At 65.3% G+C, this 22,739-nt stretch carries 23 protein-coding genes; 16 read left to right on the forward strand and 7 right to left on the reverse strand.

What is annotated here, in order from left to right; genetic code table 11:
• Positions 1 to 383: 383 nt before the first annotated feature.
• The gene (gene ssb, locus APS40_RS20605; RefSeq protein ID WP_055048829.1) at positions 384 to 884 is read left to right on the forward strand and encodes a single-stranded DNA-binding protein; all 501 of its coding nucleotides are present in this window, start codon (positions 384 to 386) and stop codon (positions 882 to 884) included.
• Between the two features lie 197 nt (positions 885 to 1,081).
• Here the strand turns inward: ssb and APS40_RS20610 are convergent, their stop codons facing one another.
• Positions 1,082 to 1,831, reverse strand: coding sequence for a helix-turn-helix transcriptional regulator (locus APS40_RS20610; RefSeq protein ID WP_055048830.1), 750 nt, complete (start codon positions 1,829 to 1,831; stop codon positions 1,082 to 1,084).
• Positions 1,832 to 1,858: 27 nt separating this feature from the next.
• A complete protein-coding gene (locus APS40_RS20615) occupies positions 1,859 to 2,218 on the reverse strand; it encodes a hypothetical protein (protein WP_156343021.1) in 360 nt (119 codons plus the stop codon).
• Positions 2,219 to 2,336: 118 nt separating this feature from the next.
• On the opposite strand from APS40_RS20615, the gene APS40_RS20620 reads away from it, so the two are divergent.
• On the forward strand, positions 2,337 to 2,882 hold the full coding sequence (locus tag APS40_RS20620; protein WP_055048832.1) for a hypothetical protein: 546 nt from the start codon (positions 2,337 to 2,339) through the stop codon (positions 2,880 to 2,882).
• 25 nt (positions 2,883 to 2,907) lie between these two features.
• Here the strand turns inward: APS40_RS20620 and APS40_RS20625 are convergent, their stop codons facing one another.
• The 3 genes from APS40_RS20625 to APS40_RS20635 form a co-directional block, all read right to left on the reverse strand.
• Positions 2,908 to 4,803: a sensor domain-containing diguanylate cyclase gene (locus APS40_RS20625; RefSeq protein WP_055048833.1), complete on the reverse strand. Its 1,896-nt coding sequence runs from the start codon at positions 4,801 to 4,803 to the stop codon at positions 2,908 to 2,910.
• 160 nt (positions 4,804 to 4,963) lie between these two features.
• Positions 4,964 to 5,497: a hypothetical protein gene (locus APS40_RS20630; RefSeq protein ID WP_055048834.1), complete on the reverse strand. Its 534-nt coding sequence runs from the start codon at positions 5,495 to 5,497 to the stop codon at positions 4,964 to 4,966.
• Complete coding sequence (locus tag APS40_RS20635; protein ID WP_156343022.1) at positions 5,494 to 7,791, reverse strand: efflux RND transporter permease subunit; 2,298 nt, start codon at positions 7,789 to 7,791, stop codon at positions 5,494 to 5,496. Before APS40_RS20635 ends, APS40_RS20630 begins: the two co-directional genes overlap by 4 nt.
• A 285-nt stretch (positions 7,792 to 8,076) precedes the next feature.
• Here APS40_RS20635 and gyrA point away from each other — a divergent pair, with 285 nt between their 5' ends.
• The 9 genes from gyrA to queA all read left to right on the forward strand — a co-directional run bounded on the left by gyrA (position 8,077) and on the right by queA (position 15,955).
• Positions 8,077 to 10,842 (forward strand): DNA gyrase subunit A, encoded by a 2,766-nt coding sequence (gyrA, locus tag APS40_RS20640; protein ID WP_055048836.1) that lies wholly within the window; start codon positions 8,077 to 8,079, stop codon positions 10,840 to 10,842.
• A 242-nt stretch (positions 10,843 to 11,084) separates the two neighbouring features.
• Positions 11,085 to 11,705, forward strand: coding sequence for a LysE family translocator (locus APS40_RS20645; protein ID WP_055048837.1), 621 nt, complete (start codon positions 11,085 to 11,087; stop codon positions 11,703 to 11,705).
• 44 nt (positions 11,706 to 11,749) lie between these two features.
• Positions 11,750 to 12,370: a LysE family translocator gene (locus tag APS40_RS20650; protein ID WP_055048838.1), complete on the forward strand. Its 621-nt coding sequence runs from the start codon at positions 11,750 to 11,752 to the stop codon at positions 12,368 to 12,370.
• 96 nt (positions 12,371 to 12,466) lie between these two features.
• Positions 12,467 to 12,769, forward strand: coding sequence for a hypothetical protein (locus APS40_RS20655; RefSeq protein WP_156343023.1), 303 nt, complete (start codon positions 12,467 to 12,469; stop codon positions 12,767 to 12,769).
• 131 nt (positions 12,770 to 12,900) lie between these two features.
• Positions 12,901 to 13,392: a pantetheine-phosphate adenylyltransferase gene (coaD, locus tag APS40_RS20660; protein ID WP_055048840.1), complete on the forward strand. Its 492-nt coding sequence runs from the start codon at positions 12,901 to 12,903 to the stop codon at positions 13,390 to 13,392.
• Positions 13,389 to 13,964 (forward strand): peptidylprolyl isomerase, encoded by a 576-nt coding sequence (locus APS40_RS20665; RefSeq protein WP_082434574.1) that lies wholly within the window; start codon positions 13,389 to 13,391, stop codon positions 13,962 to 13,964. Before coaD ends, APS40_RS20665 begins: the two co-directional genes overlap by 4 nt.
• A 67-nt stretch (positions 13,965 to 14,031) precedes the next feature.
• Positions 14,032 to 14,508 carry a peptidylprolyl isomerase gene (locus tag APS40_RS20670; protein ID WP_055048841.1) on the forward strand — a complete coding sequence of 159 codons (477 nt, stop codon included), beginning with the start codon at positions 14,032 to 14,034 and terminating at the stop codon, positions 14,506 to 14,508.
• On the forward strand, positions 14,505 to 14,900 hold the full coding sequence (locus APS40_RS20675; protein WP_055048842.1) for a hypothetical protein: 396 nt from the start codon (positions 14,505 to 14,507) through the stop codon (positions 14,898 to 14,900). The genes APS40_RS20670 and APS40_RS20675 overlap by 4 nt, the downstream gene beginning before the upstream one ends.
• Positions 14,900 to 15,955 carry a tRNA preQ1(34) S-adenosylmethionine ribosyltransferase-isomerase QueA gene (gene queA / locus APS40_RS20680; RefSeq protein WP_055048843.1) on the forward strand — a complete coding sequence of 352 codons (1,056 nt, stop codon included), beginning with the start codon at positions 14,900 to 14,902 and terminating at the stop codon, positions 15,953 to 15,955. The genes APS40_RS20675 and queA overlap by 1 nt, the downstream gene beginning before the upstream one ends.
• Positions 15,956 to 16,000: 45 nt before the next feature.
• Here the strand turns inward: queA and APS40_RS20685 are convergent, their stop codons facing one another.
• Entirely contained in the window at positions 16,001 to 16,435 is a 435-nt protein-coding gene (locus APS40_RS20685; protein WP_055048844.1) for a hypothetical protein, read from the reverse strand.
• Between the two features lie 113 nt (positions 16,436 to 16,548).
• Here APS40_RS20685 and tgt point away from each other — a divergent pair, with 113 nt between their 5' ends.
• From tgt to APS40_RS20710, 5 genes are all read left to right on the forward strand, one after another.
• Entirely contained in the window at positions 16,549 to 17,679 is a 1,131-nt protein-coding gene (gene tgt, locus APS40_RS20690) for a tRNA guanosine(34) transglycosylase Tgt (protein WP_055048845.1), read from the forward strand.
• A gap of 79 nt (positions 17,680 to 17,758) precedes the next feature.
• Entirely contained in the window at positions 17,759 to 19,396 is a 1,638-nt protein-coding gene (gene pgi / locus APS40_RS20695; protein WP_055048846.1) for a glucose-6-phosphate isomerase, read from the forward strand.
• Between the two features lie 103 nt (positions 19,397 to 19,499).
• Positions 19,500 to 20,492 carry a phosphotransferase family protein gene (locus tag APS40_RS20700; protein ID WP_055048847.1) on the forward strand — a complete coding sequence of 331 codons (993 nt, stop codon included), beginning with the start codon at positions 19,500 to 19,502 and terminating at the stop codon, positions 20,490 to 20,492.
• On the forward strand, positions 20,489 to 21,241 hold the full coding sequence (map, locus tag APS40_RS20705; RefSeq protein ID WP_055048848.1) for a type I methionyl aminopeptidase: 753 nt from the start codon (positions 20,489 to 20,491) through the stop codon (positions 21,239 to 21,241). Before APS40_RS20700 ends, map begins: the two co-directional genes overlap by 4 nt.
• A gap of 118 nt (positions 21,242 to 21,359) precedes the next feature.
• Positions 21,360 to 21,806: a hypothetical protein gene (locus APS40_RS20710; protein ID WP_055048849.1), complete on the forward strand. Its 447-nt coding sequence runs from the start codon at positions 21,360 to 21,362 to the stop codon at positions 21,804 to 21,806.
• 134 nt (positions 21,807 to 21,940) lie between these two features.
• Here the strand turns inward: APS40_RS20710 and APS40_RS20715 are convergent, their stop codons facing one another.
• Positions 21,941 to 22,723, reverse strand: coding sequence for an SDR family NAD(P)-dependent oxidoreductase (locus APS40_RS20715; RefSeq protein ID WP_082434575.1), 783 nt, complete (start codon positions 22,721 to 22,723; stop codon positions 21,941 to 21,943).
• Between the last annotated feature and the right edge of the window lie 16 nt (positions 22,724 to 22,739).

A 22,739-nucleotide genomic window follows, 5' to 3' on the forward strand; every position in this document is an offset into this window, starting at 1 on the left:
GCGACCATAGAGCCGCTTTGTGCCAAATCGTGTCAGGGTTTCAAAAAAGAGGGGTCGGCTGCTCATCTGGGTATGCGGCGCCCGACTTGCAACTTAACCACGCCGCAGCGGCTCCTGTCACCACGGCGGCACACGGCTCCAGTCAAACTTCATGTGAACATAAGAGGAACGCACCAGAGTCGGTCAAGGGCCTTCAGCTGGCTGCGGATTGCAGCCGAGGCTTGACAAACTGCGGGCCAGGGAGAACATAAGAGGAACGATGGGCGTCGATGAAGCTGTGGGCTAAGGCGGTTTGGCGCGCGCGCTGTCGGAACGATAGCGGTAGGATACGCGCCTGAGTTTCTCCCGGGTGCGTTTCCGGGAAAGTTGGAAAGGAAAGTGCCATGGCTGGCAGCGTGAACAAGGTCATCCTGGTAGGCAATCTCGGCAATGACCCCGAGGTGCGGAACCTGCCGTCAGGCGGCAAGGTGGTGAACCTCAGCGTCGCGACCTCCGACCAGTGGCGCGACAAGAACACCGGCGAGCGCAAGGAGCGTACCGAGTGGCACCGCGTGGTGATCTTCTCGGAAGGGCTGGTGCGCGTTGCCGAGCAGTACCTGCGCAAGGGCTCAAAGGTTTACATCGAAGGCTCGCTGCAGACCCGCAAGTGGCAGGATCAGTCCGGCCAGGACAAATACTCGACCGAGGTCGTGCTGCAGGGCTTCAACTCGACGCTGACCATGCTCGATGGACGCGGCGATGGCGAAGGCGCTTCGGGTGGCGGTGGCTTCTCGAGCCCGCGGGAATCGAGCGGCTTCGGCGGCCCGCCGGCCCGCCAGGAGCGGCGCCCGAGCTCGGCTCCGGCGTTCGAGTCGGGCTCGATGGATGACGATATTCCGTTCTGAGGCAGTTGCACCAGTTATGAATTCGAACGGGCCGCGCGAGCGGCCCGTTTTCATTGGGATGAGTGCGTCGAGCAGGCGAGATGATGGGATCGCTGCTGTCACCACAAGGCAGGGCTGTCGCATATGGAAGCGGCCGGCTTGTCGGTAACCCCCGCTCGTCGCCTTCGGGACGGACCCGCGGGCTGCCCCCGCATGAGTCAGAGCGACATCGATCCCGCCAGTCGGATCAGGTCGGCCTGGCGTCGGGTGCCGGTCTTGGCGAACAGGCGGAGCAGGTGGGTACGGGCGGTCCCCAGCCCGACGCCGAGTTGCTGCGCCGTCTCGAGCGGGGTGGCTCCGGCCGCGATCGCCGCCAGCACCCGGCTCTCGGCCGGCGTCAGGCCATAGAGTGCCGCCAGGGCGTCGCGCGGCGGCGCCAGCCGACTGCTGCCGGTGGCGATGAACACGGCGCCCGCGGCGCTGGGGGCAAGCGTGCCGCGGAACGGACCCTGGCGCAGCGGCAGCACGTGGAGCAGGGCGGGTCCGGCATTGCGGGCGAGGGCGATGCCCCCGGAATGTCCAATCCCGGCCTCGTCACCGAGCTCGGCCAGCATGGTTCGAAGGGTATGCGACTGCTCGGCTGTGGGCAGAGAGAGCCGACCACGCGCCTCAACGATGCCATCCCGCTCGGCGAGCAGGTCGCGGCCGCTGCTGTTGGCATGGACGATGCCGAGCCCTTCGTCGACCAGCACGATAGGGGTTGGCGCCGCATCGAGCGTGGCCGCAAAGGTCGCAGCCGTCACGGCGCTGATGTCGAGCATCCGGCTGATGGTGGCGGCGCGTCGGATATGCGGGGCGAGCAGACGCACCAGCCCGATCTCGTCATCCCCGATCGGGCCATCCGAGACATGACGGGCAAAGCCGACCGAGCAGTAGTTGTCGTGCTCGCGGGTGATGGCGACCGCCATCAGGTCGCTGATCCCCTGCGGCGCGATTCACTCATGGAAATAGGCGCTGTCCAGCCATCGAGGCGCCGACCGAACGCGGGAGAGCACTTGCGGTTCGCCGATCGCGAACGCTCCGATGGCCGCCGGCCCGCCCCACTGCGCAACGATGGCGGACCCGAACTCGGCGAGACGCCTGACGTAGTCGGCGGCAATGCCGCTGGTCACATTCAGCAAGGGACGGCCCGAGGGGGCAGTCCAGATGGTGAACATGGCATTGCTGAAGCGGAGGATATGGCGCAGTTCGGCGAGCGTCTCTTCCCAGCGCATCGGGTCGAGCGCGCAGTCGTACACCAAGCCTACCAGGCGCGACAGCGCCGCCGCATCTGTACTCGTGGTTGCTGGAACCATCTATCCCTGCCGCGCCCCCGCGAAGAAGCCGCCGCAGCCTCCACCATTTGGTAGACGACCGCAATTGAAGAAGCATGTTCCCTCGCGTGGATTTTCCGGCCGTCCGAGGAGACCACCCATGCGCCACCTGTTCGTATTCGCCTGTATGCTGCTTGCGCTGATCGGCGCCGCCCACGCCGATGAAAAAGCCTTCAAGAACCCGCTGAACGGCAAGAACCGCCTCGACTACTGCTACAGCTGGCAGACCGGCTGCGGCCAGGAGGCTGCCGACGCATTCTGCGTCGGCAAGGGGTTCAAGAGCGCCACCGGCTTCAAGATCGCCAAGGGGGCGGGACTGCTGACGCCGACGCGTACCATCGGCGACGGTTCGGTTTGCGATGGCCCGACCTGCGACAGCTTCGCCACCATCACCTGTTACAAACCGGGCGCCGGCGATGTCTACATCGAACCCAAGGTGCAGGGCGTGCGGGTGGATTGGTGCTTTGCCTGGCAGAAGGGCTGCGGCCAGAAAGCCGCCGATGCGTTCTGCCAGTCGAAGGGGTATGCCGCTGCCGCCAAGTTCTTCAAGGCCGAGAGCGTCGGACCGACGCGCGTGCTCAGCACCGGCCAGCTTTGCGACGATACCAGCTGTGACGGCTTCTCGTCGCTGCAATGCACCAACTAGCCGCTCCCGGGAGAAGCCAGGGCGTTCAGCCGACCAGTCGTGGCGGCCGGGTGTTGACCGGCGCCACGACGCTCTGGTTCCGTCCCTGGCTTTTGGCGTCATAGAGCGCCAGGTCGGCGGTGCTGATCAGCCACGAGCCGTCATGCACGGCATCCTCGTCACGCGGATCGATTATGGCGACGCCGATACTCACCGTCACCACCCGCCACGGCAGGTTGCGCGCATGCGGGATGGCAAGCGCCTGCACCTGCCTGCAGAGCTCGGCGGCAATGGTCCGGGCGGCCTCGATATCGGTGTCCGGCAGCAGCACTGCCATCTCCTCGCCGCCATAGCGCGCGGCAAGGTCGGTGGGCCGCCGGGCGCTCATGACGGCGACGGCGGCGATCGATTTGAGGCAGGCGTCGCCGGCGAGGTGACCATGATCGTCGTTGAAGCGCTTGAAGCGGTCGGCGTCGATCATCAGCAGCGCCAAAGGGCTGGCAAGGCGGCGCGCCCGCGCCACCTCGCGGCTGAGTGCGTCGTCGAACGCTCGCCGGTTGGCAATGCCGGTCAGGCCATCGCGCATGGCGAGGCCTTCGAGCTGCAGCTCCAGGTGCTTGCGTTCGGTGATGTCACGCGTCACGCCGACGACCGACAGCCGCTCGGAGCGCTCCGCGGCGATGCGCAGCGAGGTCTCGAGCCAGACTTCGCGTCCGTCCTTGTGCTCGACCCGGAACGATACCGTCTCCTGCTCCGACAGGCCGTCGCGCAGCCGTGCTGCCGCCGCTTCCACGGCTTGCCGGTCGAGTGGGTTCACTACCTCGAAGGCATTCTTGCCCAGCATGTCCGCGGGCCGGTAACCGGTCAGCCGCTCGAGGGCAGGGGAGATGTAGGTACGGGTCCCGTCGGTCTCGAAGCGCTCCACCAGGTCGCTGGCGCTCTCGGCCAGCAGCCGGAACTCCGCCTCCTTCTGTTCGAGCACGCCCTCGCTCCGTTGCCGGCGCCGGATCTGCTCGACCAGCCGCAGCCCGAGCAGGCCGGCCGCCAGCGTCAGCCCCAGGGTGATGGCGCCACGTTGCACGGCCCCGCGTCCCCAGTCGGCCAGCACCTCGTCATGCGACACCGCCACCACCGAGACCACCGGGTAACGTGTGCCGCGGTCGAAGCCGCCAATCCGCCGATGCCCGTCTATGGCTGAATCGTAGTGGTGTGCGCCAGAGGGCTCGGCCCTGGCGTCGGCTTCGAACAGTTCGCCCTCGCCGAGATTCTCGTCCAGCAGATCGGGGTGGTAGGGCTTGCGGCTGAGCAGCCGGCCAGTGCTGTCGTAAAGGCTGATCGTGCCGAGCGCCCCGACGTTGATGCTGTCGTAGACATCGGCGAAGTACCGCGCATCGATCGCCGCCACCACGACACCGCCGAAACTGCCATCCGGCTTGTCGAAACGTCGGCTCACGGTGGTGATCATGGCGTCGTTCTCGGCGCCGCGGACCGGGGCGCCGAACGAGAGCGCATCGCTCGGCGAATTCATGTGGGCGCGAAAATAGCCATAGGTGCTCTGGTTGTCGCCGGCCGGCATGTCGGCAGCGGTGGTCACCATCCAGTTGCCGTCGGCATCGTACACGTAGATGCCGCGCAGGCGCTTGGCGCTGTCCATGGTGCGCAGCATGAACGCCTCGGTCTGCCGCAGCGCCGCATCGTCGAGCCCGGCGGTTTCCAGCTGGAAGCTGACCAGCGACACCGCCTGATCGGCAATCTCGTAGGTGTCCTCGGCATGCTGGCGCATCGACCGGGCGAGGTTCCGGGTATCGAGCTCGACCTTGCGCACCGCGGCATCATAGGCCACCCACTCGCGCCAGCCCTCCAGCACCACGATCGCCACGCAGATCGCCGCGACGAACAGCGCCGCGCGTCTGGTCAGGGATTTCGAGGCCGTTGGGGCCATGAGGCGAGGCTCCAGCTACCGGTTCGAGTGCAGTCTGTGTGCCATGCTCTCGTTAACATCAGCGCAAGCCGGTAGTTAGCATCACCCCTCATCAATTCACCACAAACGCGAACGGACGGCACTGGGCCGCCCGTCGAAACGCGTATCGGTGGCGAAACGCCTACTTGGTGAACGGCACCGAGGCCTTGAGCATCTCGCCGGTGGCATTGAAGATCACCTGGAAATCGACGCCGATCGCCTGGCCCTTGCCCTTGAGGATGATCGCAGCAGTGACGGTCAGGTCATTGCCTTCCTCGTCCTTGTTCCGCTCCTTGAGGTTGAACACGATGTTGTCGCCCGACTTCTTGCCGACCGCGAGCCCGGAGAAGGTGACGTTCGACGTCATCGCGGCCTCATAGCGGCGGGCCGAGTCGTTGTAGGCCAGCGTGCCGTTGACCGCGAGGCTGGTGCCCGCGAGCGTGCAACGGCCGGAATAGTTGACCTTGTCCGAGTTGCCTTCGCTGAGCGACAGGCGACACACCACGGACTCGCTGTCGGCCCCGACCAGCGTGCCGCGGCCTTTCCAGCTGCCGAGATAGGACTTCAGCAGCGCCACGTCCGCCGGCGCGGCCATTGCGGGGGCAACGGCCATCGGGGTTGCGGCAAGCAGACCGGCGAGCGCGAGAATTCGCGGCAGGGGTCCGAACAGCTTCATTTCTTAACGCCTCCAAGCGGATGAAAGAATCGCCCCCCGGCGACCAGCAGTGCAGGCAGGATGAACACATCTCCGATGACTGCAAAGCCGAGAGTTATCACAAACAGTGTGCCGAACAATGCGACCTGCGGCAGTTCGGAGAACATGACGATCGCCGTGCCGGAGCACAGGATCAGCGTCGCGGCGATGATGGCGCCGCCGATGCGTTCCATCGTGTGGTGGATCGCGTCCATATGCGAGCGGCCTTCCTCGCGTCGCGCATGCAGGTAGTGCGACAGGAAGTGCGTGGTGTCGTCCACCGCGATACCGAACGCGATCGTCAGCGACAGCACCGTGGTCAGCTGCAGCCCGGCTCCCGACCACCATAGATAGGCTTCGGTGCCCAGGATCGGGAACAGGTTGGGAATGGCGGTCGCCACCGCAACGCGCAGCGAGCGGAATGCCCAGCCGATGAGGAACAGGTTGACGATCACCGAGATGGTGAGGTCGAGCTGCAGGCCACGCACGATGTTGTCGGTGGCGTAGGTGGTCATCACCCGGAAGCCACCCACTTCGGCGCCTTCGATGCCGGCTGCCTTGACGTCGGCCTGGATGCCTTCCTTGAGCTTCACCAGCTCCTCGGAGTCGATGATCGTCGGCATGAAGCCGGTGATCAGCGCATGCATGCCGTCATCGGAAACGAAGCGGCGCTTCAGGTCGCCAACGGCGTTGAAGATCTGCTCGCGGGTGAAGCCGGACTCCGCGTAATGCGTGAATGCGGCGGCCGAGATGACCTTGTTGGCGCCCAGGTGCTTTTCGACGATGTCGTGCACCAGCTTTATGGTCTTGAAGTCCTCGTCGCCGACGTCCGAGACGCCTTCCTTGAGCGGAATGCTGACATAGAGCGGGGCCACCCCGCCGACGCCCTGGTCGATCTGCTCGGCCGCCGTCAGCGCCGTCGAGCCCTTCGCCATGAAGTCTTCGAACGAGAAATGCGGCTGGATCAGGAAGTAGGGGATCAGCAGCAGTCCCGTGCCGACGATGGCGATCGCCGCGATCGCCCGGCCGAACTTGCGGGCCATGAACCAGGCCAGCGGGATCGGCGCGGTGATGGCGAAGCTCGGCTTGGGCGCCTTGAAGCCCAGCCGGATGGCCAGCTTCAACAGCAGCGGCAGGAACGTCATCAGGCAGATGAAGTTGGTCAGCGACGCCAGCGTGCCGGCATAAGAGAATTCCTGGATGCCCTGGCCGGCGGTCAATGACAGCGAGGCGAACGACACCAGCGTGGTCAGCATGGTCAGCGCGCTGGCCGGGCCCACCACGCGCACCGTCTCGTCGACGGCTTTGTAGGGATCCATGCCTTCCCGCCAGTAGGCGAGCCAGTTGAAGATGAAGAATAAGCTCTCCGCGAAGGCGATCACCAGGACGATCGTGGTCACGATGATGGTGAGGAAGGAGAACGAACCGAACAGGAAGATGATGAGGCCCATCACCCACAGGATGGCGATGAACGGCGTCGCGGCCACCAGCACGGCGCCCCAGAACGAGCGCAGTGACAACAGCGCAATCAGCGATCCCAGCGCGAAACCATAGACGGTGAACTTGATCTGGTCGCCGACTGCGGCGCTCAGCATCTCCGAGGTCCAGATCGGCGGGCCGGTCAGCTCGACCTGCACGCTGGTGCTCTCATAGTCCTTCACGATGTCGCGGAGCGCCGCGATCATCTGCTTGGTGCCGCCTCCCTTGGTCATCTCGGGATCGGGGAACACGATGATCACCACCCCGGAAAGGTCGGGGTTGATGAGATTCCGCATCATCGGGTCGTTCTGGTAGAGCTCGGTGAGCGCCGTCTTGACCTCGTCGGCGTTGGCCATGCCCTCCGGCACGGCCGGCAGCGTCGTGCCGTCCGGCCCGGGCTTGCGCAGCGTGAACGCCGACATCGTGCCGGTGACGTATTCGCTGTTCGACAGGTCCAGCGCCATGGCGCGGATCGTCTCGATGGTATCCGGATTGGTCAGGTCAGGTGAGTTGACCAAGAGGTAGATGTCGTTCTCGAAGGTGCCGAACGTATTCGCCAGGTGTTCGTAGTTGTCGTATTCTTCGCCCGAATGCGCGAACACCCGGAGCATGTCGCCATCGACGCTGGCGCGCGGCACGTTGACTGCGCAGAACACAGTCATCAGCAGGACAAAGACGGCAACGATGCGTGGCTGCTTAAGCGTGAGGTGACCAAGCACCTCGAGGCCGAAACCGATGGAACGATCATGCCCGAAGGCCCAGTTCCAGAGCCGGCCCAGCAAAGTATTCTTCGACAATAGATTCGTCCCCTAGACGATGGCGCCCCGCGTCAGGCGCGGATTACTACGGATTCACGTGCCGTGCGTCCAGCCGTTTGAGAGGGCGGCATGGCCCCGATTGTGGCGCCGAGCGGCGATTCCGGCCCAAAGTTGCCGCAAACCCACGGCAATGTGACTTGGCGCGTAGCGTGGCTTCCTTCCCCAATACCGTGGACATCCCCGTCGGCCATCCAGCGCCGATTGGTCTTCGGATTGGGAATCGCCTAAAGCTTGCGCCAGGTTTCATAGTTCGAAAACGGCCCCGTGGCAGACAAGACCGACGACCAGAACGGCGCACCGCCGCCGCCCTCCGATATCGCTCCCATTTCGATCAGCGACGAGATGCGCAAGTCCTATCTCGATTACGCCATGAGCGTGATCGTGAGCCGGGCGCTGCCTGACGTCCGCGACGGCCTCAAGCCGGTGCACCGGCGCATCCTGCACTCGATGAACGAGCAGGGCTACGCGTGGAACCGGCCCTACCGCAAATCGGCGCGCGTGGTCGGCGACGTGATCGGTAAGTACCACCCGCACTCCAACGACGCGGTGTACTTCTCGTTGGTCCGCATGGCGCAGGAGTTTTCCCTGCGCGTCACGCTGATCGACGGGCAGGGCAATTTCGGCTCGGTCGACGGCGATATGCCGGCCGCCATGCGCTACACCGAAGTGCGCATGGAGAAGGTTACCGACAGCCTGCTCGAGGACATCGACAAGGACACTGTCGACTTCAAGGACAACTACGACGCCTCCGAGCGGGAGCCGACCGTACTGCCGGCGCGGTTCCCCAACCTGCTGGTCAACGGCGGCAGCGGTATCGCCGTGGGCATGGCGACCAACATCCCCACGCACAACCTGGGCGAGGTTATCGACGCCCTGCTGATGCTGATGGACAATCCCGGTGCGCTCACCGAGGACCTGATGACCGTGCTGCCGGGACCGGACTTCCCGACCGGCGCCATCATCCTGGGCCGTTCCGGCATCCGCCAGGCTTATGAGACCGGCCGCGGCGCCATCCTCATTCGCGGCAAGGCGCATATCGAGGAGATGCGCAAGGAGCGCGAGGCGATCATCATCACCGAGATCCCGTATCAGGTGAACAAGGCGACGATGATCGAGAAGATGGCCGAACTGGTGCGCGACAAGCGCATCGAAGGCATCTCCGACATTCGCGACGAGTCCGATCGCAACGGCATGCGCGTCGTCATCGAACTGAAGCGCGATGCGGTGGCGGACGTGGTGCTGAACCAGCTCTATCGCTTCACTCCGCTGCAGGGCTCGTTCGGCTGCAACTTCGTGGCGCTCAACGGCGGCAAGCCCGAACTGATGAGCCTCAAGCAGATGCTGACGGCCTTCATCGAGTTCCGCGAAGTGGTGGTGACGCGCCGCACCCGGTTCCTGCTCAACAAGGCCCGTGACCGCGCCCACATCCTCGTCGGCCTCGCCGTGGCGGTGGCCAATATCGACGACGTGATCGCCCTGATCCGCACCTCGCCCGACGCCGGCGTCGCCCGCGAGCGGCTGATGGAGCGGGATTGGCCGGCGCGCGACGTGGCGCCGCTGATCGCGCTGATCGACGACCCGCGCCACAAGATCAACGAGGACGGTACCTTCAAGCTCTCCGACGAGCAGGCGCGCGCCATTCTCGCCCTGACGCTCAGCCGCCTCACGGCGCTCGGCCGCGACGAGATCGGCGAGGAGCTCAATGGCCACGGCAAGGACATTGCCGAGTACCTGAGCATCCTGCGCTCGCGTGAGCGCGTCATGGAGATCGTCCGGAACGAACTGACCGAGATCAAGGAACAGTTCAACACGCCGCGCATCACCGTCATCGACGAAGCCGCCGGCGATTTCGAGGACGAGGACCTGATCGCCCGCGAGGACATGGTGGTCACCGTGACCCATGGCGGCTACATCAAGCGCGTGCCGCTCACCTCGTATCGGGCACAGCGCCGCGGCGGCAAGGGCCGCTCCGGCATGGCGACGCGTGACGAGGATTTCGTCAGCCGGCTGTTCATCGCCAATACCCACACCCCGGTGCTGTTCTTCTCGTCGGCCGGCCAGGTCTACAAGATGAAGGTTTGGCGCCTGCCGGTCGGGGAACCGCAGGCCCGCGGCAAGGCGCTGATCAACATGCTGCCGCTCGATCCGGGCGAGCGCATCACTTCGATCATGCCGCTGCCCGAGGACGAGGGCAGCTGGCAGCAGCTCGACGTGATGTTCTCGACGATACGCGGTACGGTCAGACGCAATTCGCTGGCCGACTTCGTCGAGATCAACAAGAACGGCAAGATCGCCATGAAGCTCGATGAAGGGGACGGCATCGTCGATGTCGCCACCTGCACGGCCAATGACGACGTGCTGCTGACCACGGCGCTGGGTCAGGCGATCCGCTTCCAGGTCGACGAGGTTCGCGTGTTCAAGGGCCGCGACTCCACCGGCGTGCGCGGCATCAGCCTGGGTGAGGGCGATCGCATCATCTCGATGGCGATCATCCACCATTTCGACGCCGACTCCTCCGAGCGTGCCGCCTACCTGAAGATGAGCCGCGCGGTGCGTGGCGAAGGCGAAGCCGAGGAGGCATCGGACGATGCCGAGGATGCGGTGCCGGCGGGCGAGCTGAGCCAGGAGCGCTATGCGGCAATGTCGGCTGCCGAGCAGTTCATCCTGACCATCTCGGAAAACGGCTACGGCAAACGCACCTCGAGCCACGAGTACCGGATCACCGGCCGCGGCGGCAAAGGCATCGTCGCCATGGCGGTGAACAAGCGCAACGGCCCGCTGGTCGGCTCCTTCCCGGTGGAGGATGGCGATCAGATCATGCTGGTGACCAATGGTGGCCAGGTGATCCGCGTGCCGGTCGATGCCGGCCCTGACAATCGCATTCGCATCGTCGGCCGCTCCTCGCAGGGGGTTACGGTGTTCAACACCGCCGACGGCGAGAAAGTGGTGTCGGTCGAGCGGATCAGCGAACCCGAAGGCGAGGATGCCGAGCCCGAGGCCGATGAGCCCGGTGATGACGGCGCCGCCTGACGGCGACATGGCTTCGATCAAGCAACGGGCGGCAATTGCCGCCCGTTTGCGTTCCAGCACGGTGGGGTTTCCCACCATGCCGTCGAGAGTGAAGAACGGACTCGCGGCGTGTTCCGTCTGGATGGTGTCGCAGGGCCATTAGGGTCCTTCCGCCGGACGGCAAATCTCGGGCGGATCGAAGGCTCTTGCAGTCTGCCCCGGCCTGTGGCTGGCTCTCCGTCTGCTTGACCCGGAGTCCCGAGATGATCGATCCCGCCATCCTTCTACCCTATGTCGCGGCGTGCCTGCTCTTCGCCATCGTGCCCGGCCCATCGGTCACCGTGGTGGTCGCCAACTCGCTGGCCCGCGGGACCAAGGCGGGCCTCTTGACCATCCTGGGCACCGAGATCGCCATGCTCACCATGGTGTTCATCGTCGCGGTGGGCCTCGATGCGGTGATGACCCTGGTGTCCGAAGCTTTCACTGTCATCAAGTTCGCCGGCGCCGCCTATCTGGTGTGGATCGGCTTCAAGATGTTCACGTCGTCGGGCAAGCTCGAAATGGGCACGCCGGGCGAAAAACTCCCGCTCGCGCGCTACATCTGGCAGGGGGCGCTGATCAACTGGTCCAACCCCAAGACGCTGCTGTTCCTTGGGGCGTTCCTGCCGCAGTTCATCGACATGAGCCGCCCGGCCTTCGAGCAGATCATGGTGCTGGGGCTGATCGTCATGGCCGTCGCCACCGCCTCGGACTGTGTCTATGCGGTGATCGCCGGCAGCGCCCGGCAGCTGCTGACCACGGCAAGGGTGCGGATGATGAACCGCGTATCGGGCGTCATCCTGATGATCGGCGGCATCTGGCTGGCGTTCCAGAGGCGGAGCTGACGGCACTGTCTCAATCCGGGTGGGGATGCTGAGGCCCCGCCGCCATGCCTGACCTGCCGATCCTCATCTCGTTCGTCGTCGCCGCGTTCGTCGTGGTGATCGTCCCTGGCGTTACCGTGTCGGCGCTTGTCAGCACGGCGCTGGCGCGCGGCATGGCGGCGGGCCTGTGGATGGAGGCGGGCGTGCAGGTGGGGCGCTTCACCATGGTGCTGGTGGTGGCGCTGGCGCTCGAGGCGGTGACCGGCTTCGTCGGGGCGGCGTTCGACATCATCAAATATGCCGGCGCGGCCTATCTGGTATGGATCGGCTGGGGCTACATCACCAGCCGGCACGCCATCGCCATAGACCGGCCTGTCGCGGCGCGCTCACCGTTGCAGCAGGCGGCGGCCGGCTTCCTGGTGCTGTGGAGCAACCCCAAGGCCCTGATCTTCTTCGGGGCGTTCCTGCCGCAATTCGTCAACCCGGCTTACCCGGCGTGGCCGCAGGTGGTCGTGCTCGGGCTGATCGAGATGGCCGCCGGTCTCATTACCGATTGCGTCTATGTCTATCTCGCCGCACGGGCGCGTGGGGCACTTGGCGACACTCGAATGCTGCTGGTCAACCGCATCGCCGGCATCATTCTGATCGGCGCGGCCATCTGGCTGGCGCTGCAGCGCCACGGCTGAACATAAAATGTGATCGCCCGACCGGGGATCAGTTGTGGTGTAACCCGATACATTCCGGTTACGAACGATACCATAGGTCTTACGGGACGGATTCGTATGGTAGTCGCAGAAACCTCCGCCAAGGTGCAAGTGGCGACGGAGGTCGCCTACGCGAGAGCAATGGAGGCCCTGGCCGCCGATCTCGCCATCTACTTTGCTGCCGGTGTGCACATGCCCATCGAGAATGCCAGGAGCGCGGTGGTCCGCATGCTGGAGCGCACGCTGGAGTTGCCGCTCGGCGACTATCTCGAAGAGTTTCAGCTCACGGCGGCGGAAACGGACGTCGCCCTGGCACGGGCGCTCGATTGCATCGGCAACTCCGTCAGGCTGATCCGGGCAGCGGCGCTGCCGGCCGATTGACGGCGAGCGCTCGGGATCGGCAGGGAAGTCTCCGCGCTGCAGCGATCTCTCCAGCTCCTGGCGCCCGGCTTGCCATAATTGGCTTGCCGTGACAAAACCCGCCGCAACGACAACGGGGAGGGCGCTCCGCCATGGCCAGACTAGTCGGCTTCTATCCCGGCTCCTTCGATCCCTTGACCAATGGCCACCTCGATGTGATCGAGCGGGCCTGCAAGCTGGTCGATACGCTGGTGATCGCGGTGGGGACCCACCATTCCAAGAAGCCGCTGTTCAGCCATGAGGATCGTGTGGCGCTGCTGCGCGCCGTGCTCGAGCCGATCGGCAAGCGCACCGAGACCGAGTTCCAGTTCGTCGATTTCTCCGGCCTGATGGTCAACGCCGCCCGCGCCGCCGGCGCGCGGCTGATCATCCGCGGCCTGCGCGATACCACCGACTATAATTTCGAGATGCAGATGGTGGGCATGAATGCCCAGATGGCCCCGGACCTGCAGACGGTGTTCCTGCCGTCCAGCCCGCATGTCCGCCACATCTCGGCCACGCTCGTGCGTCAGATCGCCGAACTCGGAGGCGACATCAGCGCCTTTGTCCCGCCCATCGTCCTCAAGGCACTGAAGAAACAATGACCGATCCCATCAAGCGCGCCGGCATCATCCTTGGCATTCTCCTCGCCGCGGTCGCCGCCTTCTTCACCGTCTCGATCGCCGCTCCGCAGGCCGCCAAGGCCCAGGAGGGCAAGCCGCACTGGATCCTGGAGCTCAAGGACGGCATCGTCGATATCGAGCTTCGGCCCGACCTGGCGCCGGGTCACGTGAAGCGGGTGATCGAACTCACCGAAAAGGGTTTTTACAACGGCATCGTCTTCCACCGCGTCATCGACGGCTTTATGGCGCAGGGCGGTGATCCGACCGGCACCGGCATGGGCGGCTCCGATTTGCCCGATCTGCCGGCGGAGTTCACCACCAAGGAAAAGTTCACCCGCGGCGTCGTCGCGGCGGCCCGTTCGTCCGACCCGAACAGCGCCAACTCGCAGTTCTTCATCATGTTCGCCGACGCGCCGCACCTCGATGGCCAGTATACCATCTGGGGCAAGGTGGTCTCGGGCATGGAGTTCGTCGACAAGATCAAGAAGGGCAACGGCGACCAGCCGGTCCAGGATCCCGACAAGATCATCTCCGCCAAGATCGAATACAAGTAAGGCAGGCCGCGCAACGCGAGCCGCGGAGTTCCGCGGTTCACGGGCGCGACAACACAAGGAAACTACCATGGCTTATGCCGATCCCGAGAACACCCTCGTCATCGAAACCACCAAGGGCAAGGTGGTCATCGCCATGCGCCCTGACCTGGCCCCGAACCATGTCGCGCACATCAAGAAGCTGGCGCGCGAAGGCTTCTACGACGGCATCGTCTTTCATCGCGTGATCGATGGCTTCATGGCGCAGACCGGCGATCCGACCGGCACCGGCACCGGCTCGTCGAAGTACCCGAACCTGAAGCAGGAGTTCAACGCCGAGCCGCATGTGCGCGGCACTGCGTCGATGGCCCGCGCCCAGAACCCGGACAGCGCCAACTCGCAGTTCTTCATCTGCTTCGGCGACGCCCGCTTCCTCGATCGCCAGTACACCGTATGGGGCAAGGTCATCGAGGGCATGGAGAACGTCGACCAGATCAAGCGCGGCGAGCCGGTGCGCGATCCGGACTCGATGATCTCCGTGAAGGTCGCGGCGGACCTCGCCGAATGATCCGGCTGGCCGCAATCGCCCTCGGCCTTTGCGGCCTCGCCACCCCGTCGCTGGCGACGGAGTGGGTCAACTGCGCGTCGGCCGACGGCGGCGCCAGCTTCGATTTCCTCGTGGGCGCCACCGACGTCCTGTCGATCGCCGGCATGACCATTACCGTCGGCGAAAAGGTCTGGGCCACCGATCCGGCCTACGGACCGGGTGATCCGACCGCGGTCGGCCAGGCGTTCGAGACCGAGACCATGATCTTGATCGACGCGGTCGATCCTGCGGTAACCACCCGGATCGCCGAACTCCGGCTGTTCAAGGCCGCCGAGGCCGATGCACCGGTCTATGGCGGCACGATGCGCGTTCCCGGCCAGGGCGCCTGGGCGGTGAGCTGCTCCGGCACCTGATGCGCGTCGACGATTTCGATTTCGATCTGCCCAACGAGTGCATCGCGCTCCACCCCGCCGAGCCGCGGGATTCGGCTCGCATGCTCATCGTGCGGCCGGGCGAGCCGCTGGAAGATGGCCGGGTCACCGACTTGCTGCGCGTGTTGCGCGCCGGCGACGTGCTGGTGGTCAACGACACCCGCGTGCTGCCGGCCGAACTGACCGGCACCCGCATCCGCGGCGAGCTCCGCGCCAATGTCAGCTTCAACCTGCACAAGCGGGTCGACGCCAGCACCTGGCGGGCCTTCGCCCGACCGGCCAAGAAACTGCAGCTGCTCGATCGGCTGGAACTTGGAGACAACGGCTCGATCACCGCCACGGTCACCGGCAAGGGCGAGACCGGCGAGATCACCCTGGCATTCGACCTCGTCGGGGCCGAGCTGGACGAAGCGATCAAGGCGCATGGCGCCATGCCGTTGCCGCCCTACATCGAGGCCAAGCGCCACACCGAAGAGCGCGACAAGACCGACTACCAGACGGTTTATGCGGCCCGCGACGGCGCCGTGGCCGCGCCGACCGCGGGGCTGCATTTCACCGAGCGCCTGTTGCAGCAGCTCGCCGATCTCGGCGTCAGCCTCGAGCGGGTGACGCTGCATGTCGGGGCAGGGACGTTCCTGCCCGTCAAGGTGGACGATACTGACGATCACGTGATGCATGCCGAATGGGGCGACATTCCCGCGGCGGTGGTCGAGCGTATCCTCGCCGCCAAGGTGAAGGGCGGCCGCGTGGTCGCGGTGGGGACCACCAGCCTGAGGTTGCTCGAGACTGCGGCGCGCGCGACGGGCACGCTGCAGCCCTTCGTCGGCGACACCGACATCTTCATCACGCCGGGCTACCGCTTCAACGCGGTGGATATCCTGATGACCAATTTCCACCTGCCGCGCTCGACGCTGTTCATGCTGGTCAGCGCCTTTGCCGGGTTCGACACGATGCGGGCGGCCTATCGGCACGCTATCGACAATGGCTATCGCTTCTATTCGTACGGCGATTCCAGCCTGCTGTTTCGCGCAGACTGACCCTGGATGAGGGGTGGCGGCCCCACCCCTCCCGCAACGGCGACCTCAAAGGCCCGCGGCGTCGTGCAGCAGCGTGCCGGTGAAGCCGCACGCCGCGCCGTGATACCCCAGGCAACCGTCGCGTTCCTCGATCTCGAGCCCGCCTTGGCCGTCAAACACGAGGCCGATCTCGCAATAGCGCTCGGCGGCAAGCGGGCCTCCCTCCGGGTCGTAGGACTCGTTCTCGACGAAGAAATTCCCGCCTTGTTCGGATAGCAGGACCTCTCCGTCGATGCCGCCGCCGCAGCCCGGCACGTCGTTCTCCATCGGGGTCGTCGTGTTGATCGAAATGGCGTAGCGGTCATTCTCGATGTGGGTGAGATCGACGGTCAGCTCACCTTCTCCGGCACCGGAGTAATGCCCCTCCACGGGGTTCACATCCTCCGCGACCGCGGGCAGGGCGGCAGACAGGGCGAGGGCGACAAGAAAAGCACGCAGCATCAAAAACCTCGGAATCGAAACATCCCGAGGGGTGACGGTCGAGCATGGCGAAAATCGGACGGGCAACTGCCGGCAGGGATGACAGTTGCACGTCCGGGCGGTAAGACCCGCCCATGAAATCCGATTACTCCTTCACCCTGACCGCCACCGATGGCATGGCCCGCCGCGGTCGCATCGACACGTGGCGCGGCGACGTGCAGACGCCGGCCTTCATGCCCGTGGGGACTGTGGGCACCGTCAAGGCGATGTACCCCGAGCAGGTGCGCGAAACCGGCGCCGATATCCTTCTGGGCAATACTTACCATCTGATGCTGCGCCCGGGCGCCGAGCGCGTCGCGGCTTTGGGCGGGCTGCATGACTTCATGGACTGGCAGCGGCCGATCCTTACCGATAGCGGCGGCTTCCAGGTGATGTCGCTGGCCAAGCTCCGGAAGCTCACCGAGCACGGCGTCACCTTCCGCTCGCATATCGATGGGTCGGCGCATGAGCTGACGCCGGAGCGCTCGATCGAGATCCAGACGCTGCTCGACAGCGACATCATCATGCAGCTCGACGAGTGCATCCCGCTACCCTCCGACTACAAGGAGATGGAGCGGGCGATGGAGCTGTCGCTGCGCTGGGCGCAGCGGAGCAAGGATGCATTCGGCAACCAGCCCTACCGCTCGCTGCATGGCATCGTGCAGGGCGGCGACAATGCCGAGCTGCGCGGCCGTTCGGCCGCAGGACTCAAGTCGATCGGCTTCAACGGCTATTCGATCGGCGGTCTCGCGGTGGGCGAGCCGCAGGAGGTGATGTTCCGCGTGCTGAGCGAAATCACGCCGGAACTGCCGACCGACAAGCCGCGCTATCTGATGGGCGTCGGTAAGCCCGACGATATCCTGGGCGGCATCGAACGCGGCGTCGACATGTTCGATTGCGTGCATCCGACCCGAGCCGGCCGGCACGGCCACGCCTATACCCGCTTCGGTGTCATCAACCTGAAGAACGCCCGGCATAAGGACGATCCGCGTCCGCTCGACGAGGAGTCGCCCAATCCGAACTGCCGCCGCTTCAGCCGCGCGTACCTGCACCACCTGATCCGCACCGAGGAGATGCTCGGGGCGATGATCCTGAGCCAGATCAACCTGAGCTACTACCAGCAGCTCTGCATTGGTGCCCGCACCGCGATCGAGGCTGGTGCGTTTGCCGATTATGCGGCACAAACCCGAGCGACATGGGCGGCAGGCGACATCGCCGCCCGCTGACACGGAGCGTGGTCAGGAAAAGTTGCAGACTTTTCCGGTTCGACCGCGCGACCAACGAGGAAGTCTGGAGAACAGCGTCATGGCCACCCCCCGCAAGTCCCTCCTCAACCCGTTGATGAAAGCGCGCAAGCGTCTCGACGAGACCAATATGCGCGAACTGTTCGCGGCGGACCCCAATCGCTTCAAGACCTTCTCCGCCAAAGCGGGCGACTTGCTGCTCGATTACTCGAAGAACCGCATCGACGAGAAGGCGATGGCCGCCTTGTTCGAACTGGCGCGCTATGCCGGCGTCGAGGAGCGGCGTGACGCGATGTGGAAGGGCGAGCACATCAACATCACCGAGGATCGCGCGGTGCAGCACATGGCGCTGCGCTACATGGGCGACAAGAAGGTGGTGGTCGACGGCAAGGACGTGATGCCCGAGATCCGCGGCGTGCTCGCCGCGATGAAGGGGTTCTCCGACGCAGTGCGCAACGGCTCGATCAAGGGGTCGAGCGGCGACAGCTTCACCGATGTCGTCAATATCGGTATTGGTGGCTCGGACCTCGGTCCGGCCATGGTGACGCTGGCCCTGGCGCCCTACACTCGTCCGGACCTTCGGGCGCACTACGTCTCCAATGTCGACGGCGCGCATATCCATGATGTGCTGAAGGGGCTCGACCCGAAGCGGACGATGTTCATCGTCGCCTCCAAGACCTTCACCACCGACGAAACCATGACCAACGCGGCGACGGCCCGCGCCTGGATCGCGGGGGCCTTGGGCGAAGCGGCGGTGCCGGATCACTTCGCGGCGCTCTCGACCAATTTAACGGCCTGCGCCGATTTCGGCATCAAGCCCGACCGCATTTTCGGTTTCTGGGACTGGGTCGGCGGCCGCTATTCGGTGTGGTCGGCCATCGGCCTACCGGTGGCGATTGCCGTGGGTTACGAGAATTTCGAGGCGTTCCTCAGGGGCGCCTACGAGATGGACCAGCATTTCCTCAAGACCAAGCTGGAAAAGAACCTGCCGGTCATCATGGGCGTGCTCGGCATCTGGTATCGCAATGCCTGGGGCTTTTCGACCCACGCCGTGCTGCCTTATGACCAGCGGCTGTCCCGCTTCGCTGCCTACCTGCAGCAGCAGGACATGGAATCCAACGGCAAGTCGGTGACGCTCTCCGGCAAGCCCGTCGACTATCCGACCGGGCCGATCATCTGGGGCGAGCCGGGCACCAACGGCCAGCACGCCTTCTACCAGCTGATCCACCAGGGCACCGACGTGATCCCGGTGGATTTCCTGATCGCCGCGCAGCCGCATGAGCAACTGCCGCCGCACCACGACAAGCTGGTGGCGAACGTCCTGGCGCAGTCCGAGGCGCTGATGCTGGGCAAGAGCAAGGACCAGGTGGTGGCGGAGCTCACCGCGCAGGGCCTCGACAAGGCGCGGATCAAGGAACTGACCCCGCACAAGATGTTCCCGGGCAACCGGCCCTCGAACACGCTTATGTATCCCAAGCTGACGCCGGAGCGGCTCGGCAGCCTGGTCGCGCTCTACGAGCACAAGGTGTTCGTGCAGGGCACCATCTGGGGCGTGAACTCGTACGACCAGTGGGGCGTCGAGCTCGGCAAGCAGCTGGCCAAGGCGCTGCTGCCCAAGGTGCAGGGGACGGAGAAGGCAACGGCCCACGACAGCTCGACCACGGGGCTGGTCGAGGCGTACCTGAAGCTCAAGGGCTGAAGGCGCGAAGGGGCGCTTCCGCCCCTTCGTTCTCCCTTCCCCTTGCAGGGCGCGCAGCGTAGCTTGCCCCCAAAATTGGCTAGCGAAGCTAGGGGTGGGGGGAATGACACAAATCGAGGCGGTGGCGGAGCCGTCGTACAAGATGCCGCCGGTCGACCTCGACATCGCGAAGCTCGCGGCACTGTTTGGTGAGCTTGGCCTCGGGGTGCCGACGGCAGTGACTGAGCTTATCGGCGGCGGGGCGCGCTCGTTCCGCATCGACCGTGCCCATGGCGGGCCGCTGGTGCTCAAGGCGTTCAAAGATGCATTCCCCTACGCGACCGGCAAGGAGGTCTATGCCTCGCAGTTGCTGCGAGACCTCGATGTGCCCATGACTCGCTTCCTCGCCTCCGACGAGAGCCGGACGCGCCTGCCGTTCCGCTACACCATTGCGAACTACCTGCCCGGCAGGCAGGTGATGACCTTTAAGCACGAGCCGGACGTTGCCGATCTCTACCGGCAGATGGGCGCGATGCTGCGCAAGCTGCACTCCGTGTCGGTGCCGGGCGGCTATGGCGCCTTCGGCGAACAGGGCGTGGTCGATCCCTCGGCGACCAACAGCGAATACCTCGACCGGCGCTTTGCCTATAGCATCGGCCGGTTCCGCCACTTCGGCGGCGGCGAGGCACTGGCGCAGCGACTGGAAGCCATCTTCGCAGCCCATGCCGATGTCATCGCCGAAAGCCGCGGCGCCGTCTTCGCCCACGACGATTTCCAGCCGCACAACCTGCTTGGTGAGCGTGATGCAGCGGGGCGGCTGCAGCTGACCGGGCTGCTTGATTATGGCAATGCCCGAGCCTCGGACGCTGTATGCGACCTCGCCAAGGCGCTGTTCTGCTCCGAGCACGACGCGCCGGGCTCGACCCCGCATATCCGTGCCGGCTATGGCGAGATCGATCATTCGAATCCCGAAGCGGCGCTCTGGATCTATACACTGGTCCACCGCGTCACTATGTGGATGTGGCTCCGGCATACCGGCTACGTCCGCGACGGCGAGCACAACCCGCTGATCGACGACCTCACACACATGGCGGAAGCCGGGACCTGCGCGACTTGACCATTACCACCGAAGCCGAACTCGAAAAGCTCAAGGCCATTGGCCGCATCTGTGCGGTGGCGCGCGATGCGATGGCGGCCGCGCTCAAGCCGGGGATCACCACGCAGGAGCTCGACGATATCGGGCGGCGCATCCTCGATGCGGCAGGGGCGCGGTCGGCGCCGGAGATCACTTACGATTTTCCCGGCGCCACCTGCATCTCAGTGAACGAGGAGATCGCGCACGGCATTCCCGGCAGCCGGGTGATTCACCCCGGCGACCTGGTCAATATCGATGTGTCGGCGGAGCTCGATGGCGTCTTCGCCGATACCGGCGCGTCGTTCCTCGTGCCCGAGGCCGATCCGCGGCTGGTGACGCTGTGCCGCGACGGCAAGCGCGCGATGTGGGAGGGGATCCGCGCGGTGAAGACCGGGGCGCCGCTCAACGGCATCGGCATCGCTATCGGCGCCTTCGCCAAAAAACATCGCTACACGTTGATCGAAAACCTCGCGAGCCACGGCGTCGGCGACAGCTTGCACGACGAGCCCGGCGAGATCGCCACCTGGCCCGACAAGTCCGACCGACGCCTCATCACCGAGGGACTGGTGTTCACGGTCGAGCCGTTCCTGTCGCTCGGCGGCCGGATGGCCGAGCAACGCGACGAGGACGACGAGTGGACGCTGGTGGCCGATCCGCCGGCCCCGTGCGTGCAGTACGAGCACACGATCGTCGCGACGCGTCGTGGCGCCATTGTGGTGACCGCGGCATAACTGCGGCGCTGCGCTGAACGGTTTCTGAAGAGGCGGTTCCAAACGCGTTCAAAATCAGTGCGCTAGGGTGAGATCAACGCTGCAGATGCGGCACTGACCCAACCCAAGGACTACCGAAATGACCGTTCTCAACACTCTCCGGCAGACCGGCCGCGCCGCGGTCCTTGCCGTCGGCCTCGCCGGCACCGCCCTGAGCGCGGCCCCGGCCCTGGCCGCCCCGAACATGAATGGTTTCTCGCTCGACGTGAAGCCGCAGGGCGGCGACCAGAAGCAGCTGCAGCAGTTCAAGAAGAAGAATTTCGGCCCCAACGATTTCTTCAACTGGTGCCTGACCGACAAGCAGATCCGCCGGGGCCTGATGAACTACGGCTTCTTCGATGTGGAAGTGGTCGACCACCTGAGCAAGAACCGCGTGCGGGTCGAGGCCGGCTACGACGACCGGGTCTACTCGATGCGCATCAACCGCTGCTCGGGAATGGTCGACCGGATCAAGAAACTCTACCCGGTCGACGACGAAGATGACTGGGGCGATGACGACGACGGCTGGTACCCGACGCCGTACTGACGGGATCAGGGCAGGGGCCGGAGACGGCCCCTGTTTTTCTTGCTTCCCTCCCCTTGAGGGGAGGGATTGAGGGAGGGGTGGTCCGGTGATCCCCGATGGACCCCCACCCCTCCCCTCAAGGGGGAGGGGGCAATCTAGAGATCGATGCGCCGGAACAGCCACCAGGGCAGTTCGCGCACCACACGCATGATCAGCCGCCAGCGACGAGGCGCGTATTGTACGGGACCACCGCGGTCCGCCGCCCGCCGCACCAGACGTGCCACCTGCTCGGCGGAGGCCAGCCGGCGCCCCGGCGGGCTGTTTGCCGTCATCGCCGTCGCCGTCGGCCCCGGCTTCACCACGACTGCCCGCGGCCCCTCGGTGCCGAACTTGCCGGCGAAGCGATGGGCAATGCCTTCGATCAGCGTCTCGACGCCGGCCTTGGTCGAGGCATAGATGAAGTTCTTCCGCCGCCCGCGATCACCGGCGACCGAACCCAGGACCACCAGCGCGCCCTGGCCCTGGGCCTCCAGCAGGTTGGCGGCAGCCAGCGCCCAAAGGGCGGTGGAGGTGTAGTTGGTCGTCATCATGCTGGCGGCGATCCGAAGGTCGGCCGCTGCCACCGACTGCTCGGGCATGATGGCATAGGCGATGTGAAGGTGGTCGATGCCCCCCAGCTGGGCGGCGAGTGCCGGCAGGGTCGTGGCCGGATCGGCGCTGGCGAGATCGAGCATGACCGTTTCACAGCCGCTGGCGCCGAGCTCCCGCAACGCGTCGGCAAGCCGACGCAGCCTGTCGCTGTCGCGGCCAACCAGCAGCAGCCTTGCGCCCTCGGCGGCATAGAGCCGCGCGGTGGCTTCGGCGATGCCGGAATTGGCGCCCAGGATCAGCACGCGGTGCGGCCCCGCGGCAGGGCCCTTCGATTCGAGTTCGTCCATGCACCTTGGCTTACCA

The sequence above is a fragment of the Devosia sp. A16 genome, from assembly GCF_001402915.1.
Lineage (GTDB): Bacteria > Pseudomonadota > Alphaproteobacteria > Rhizobiales > Devosiaceae > Devosia_A.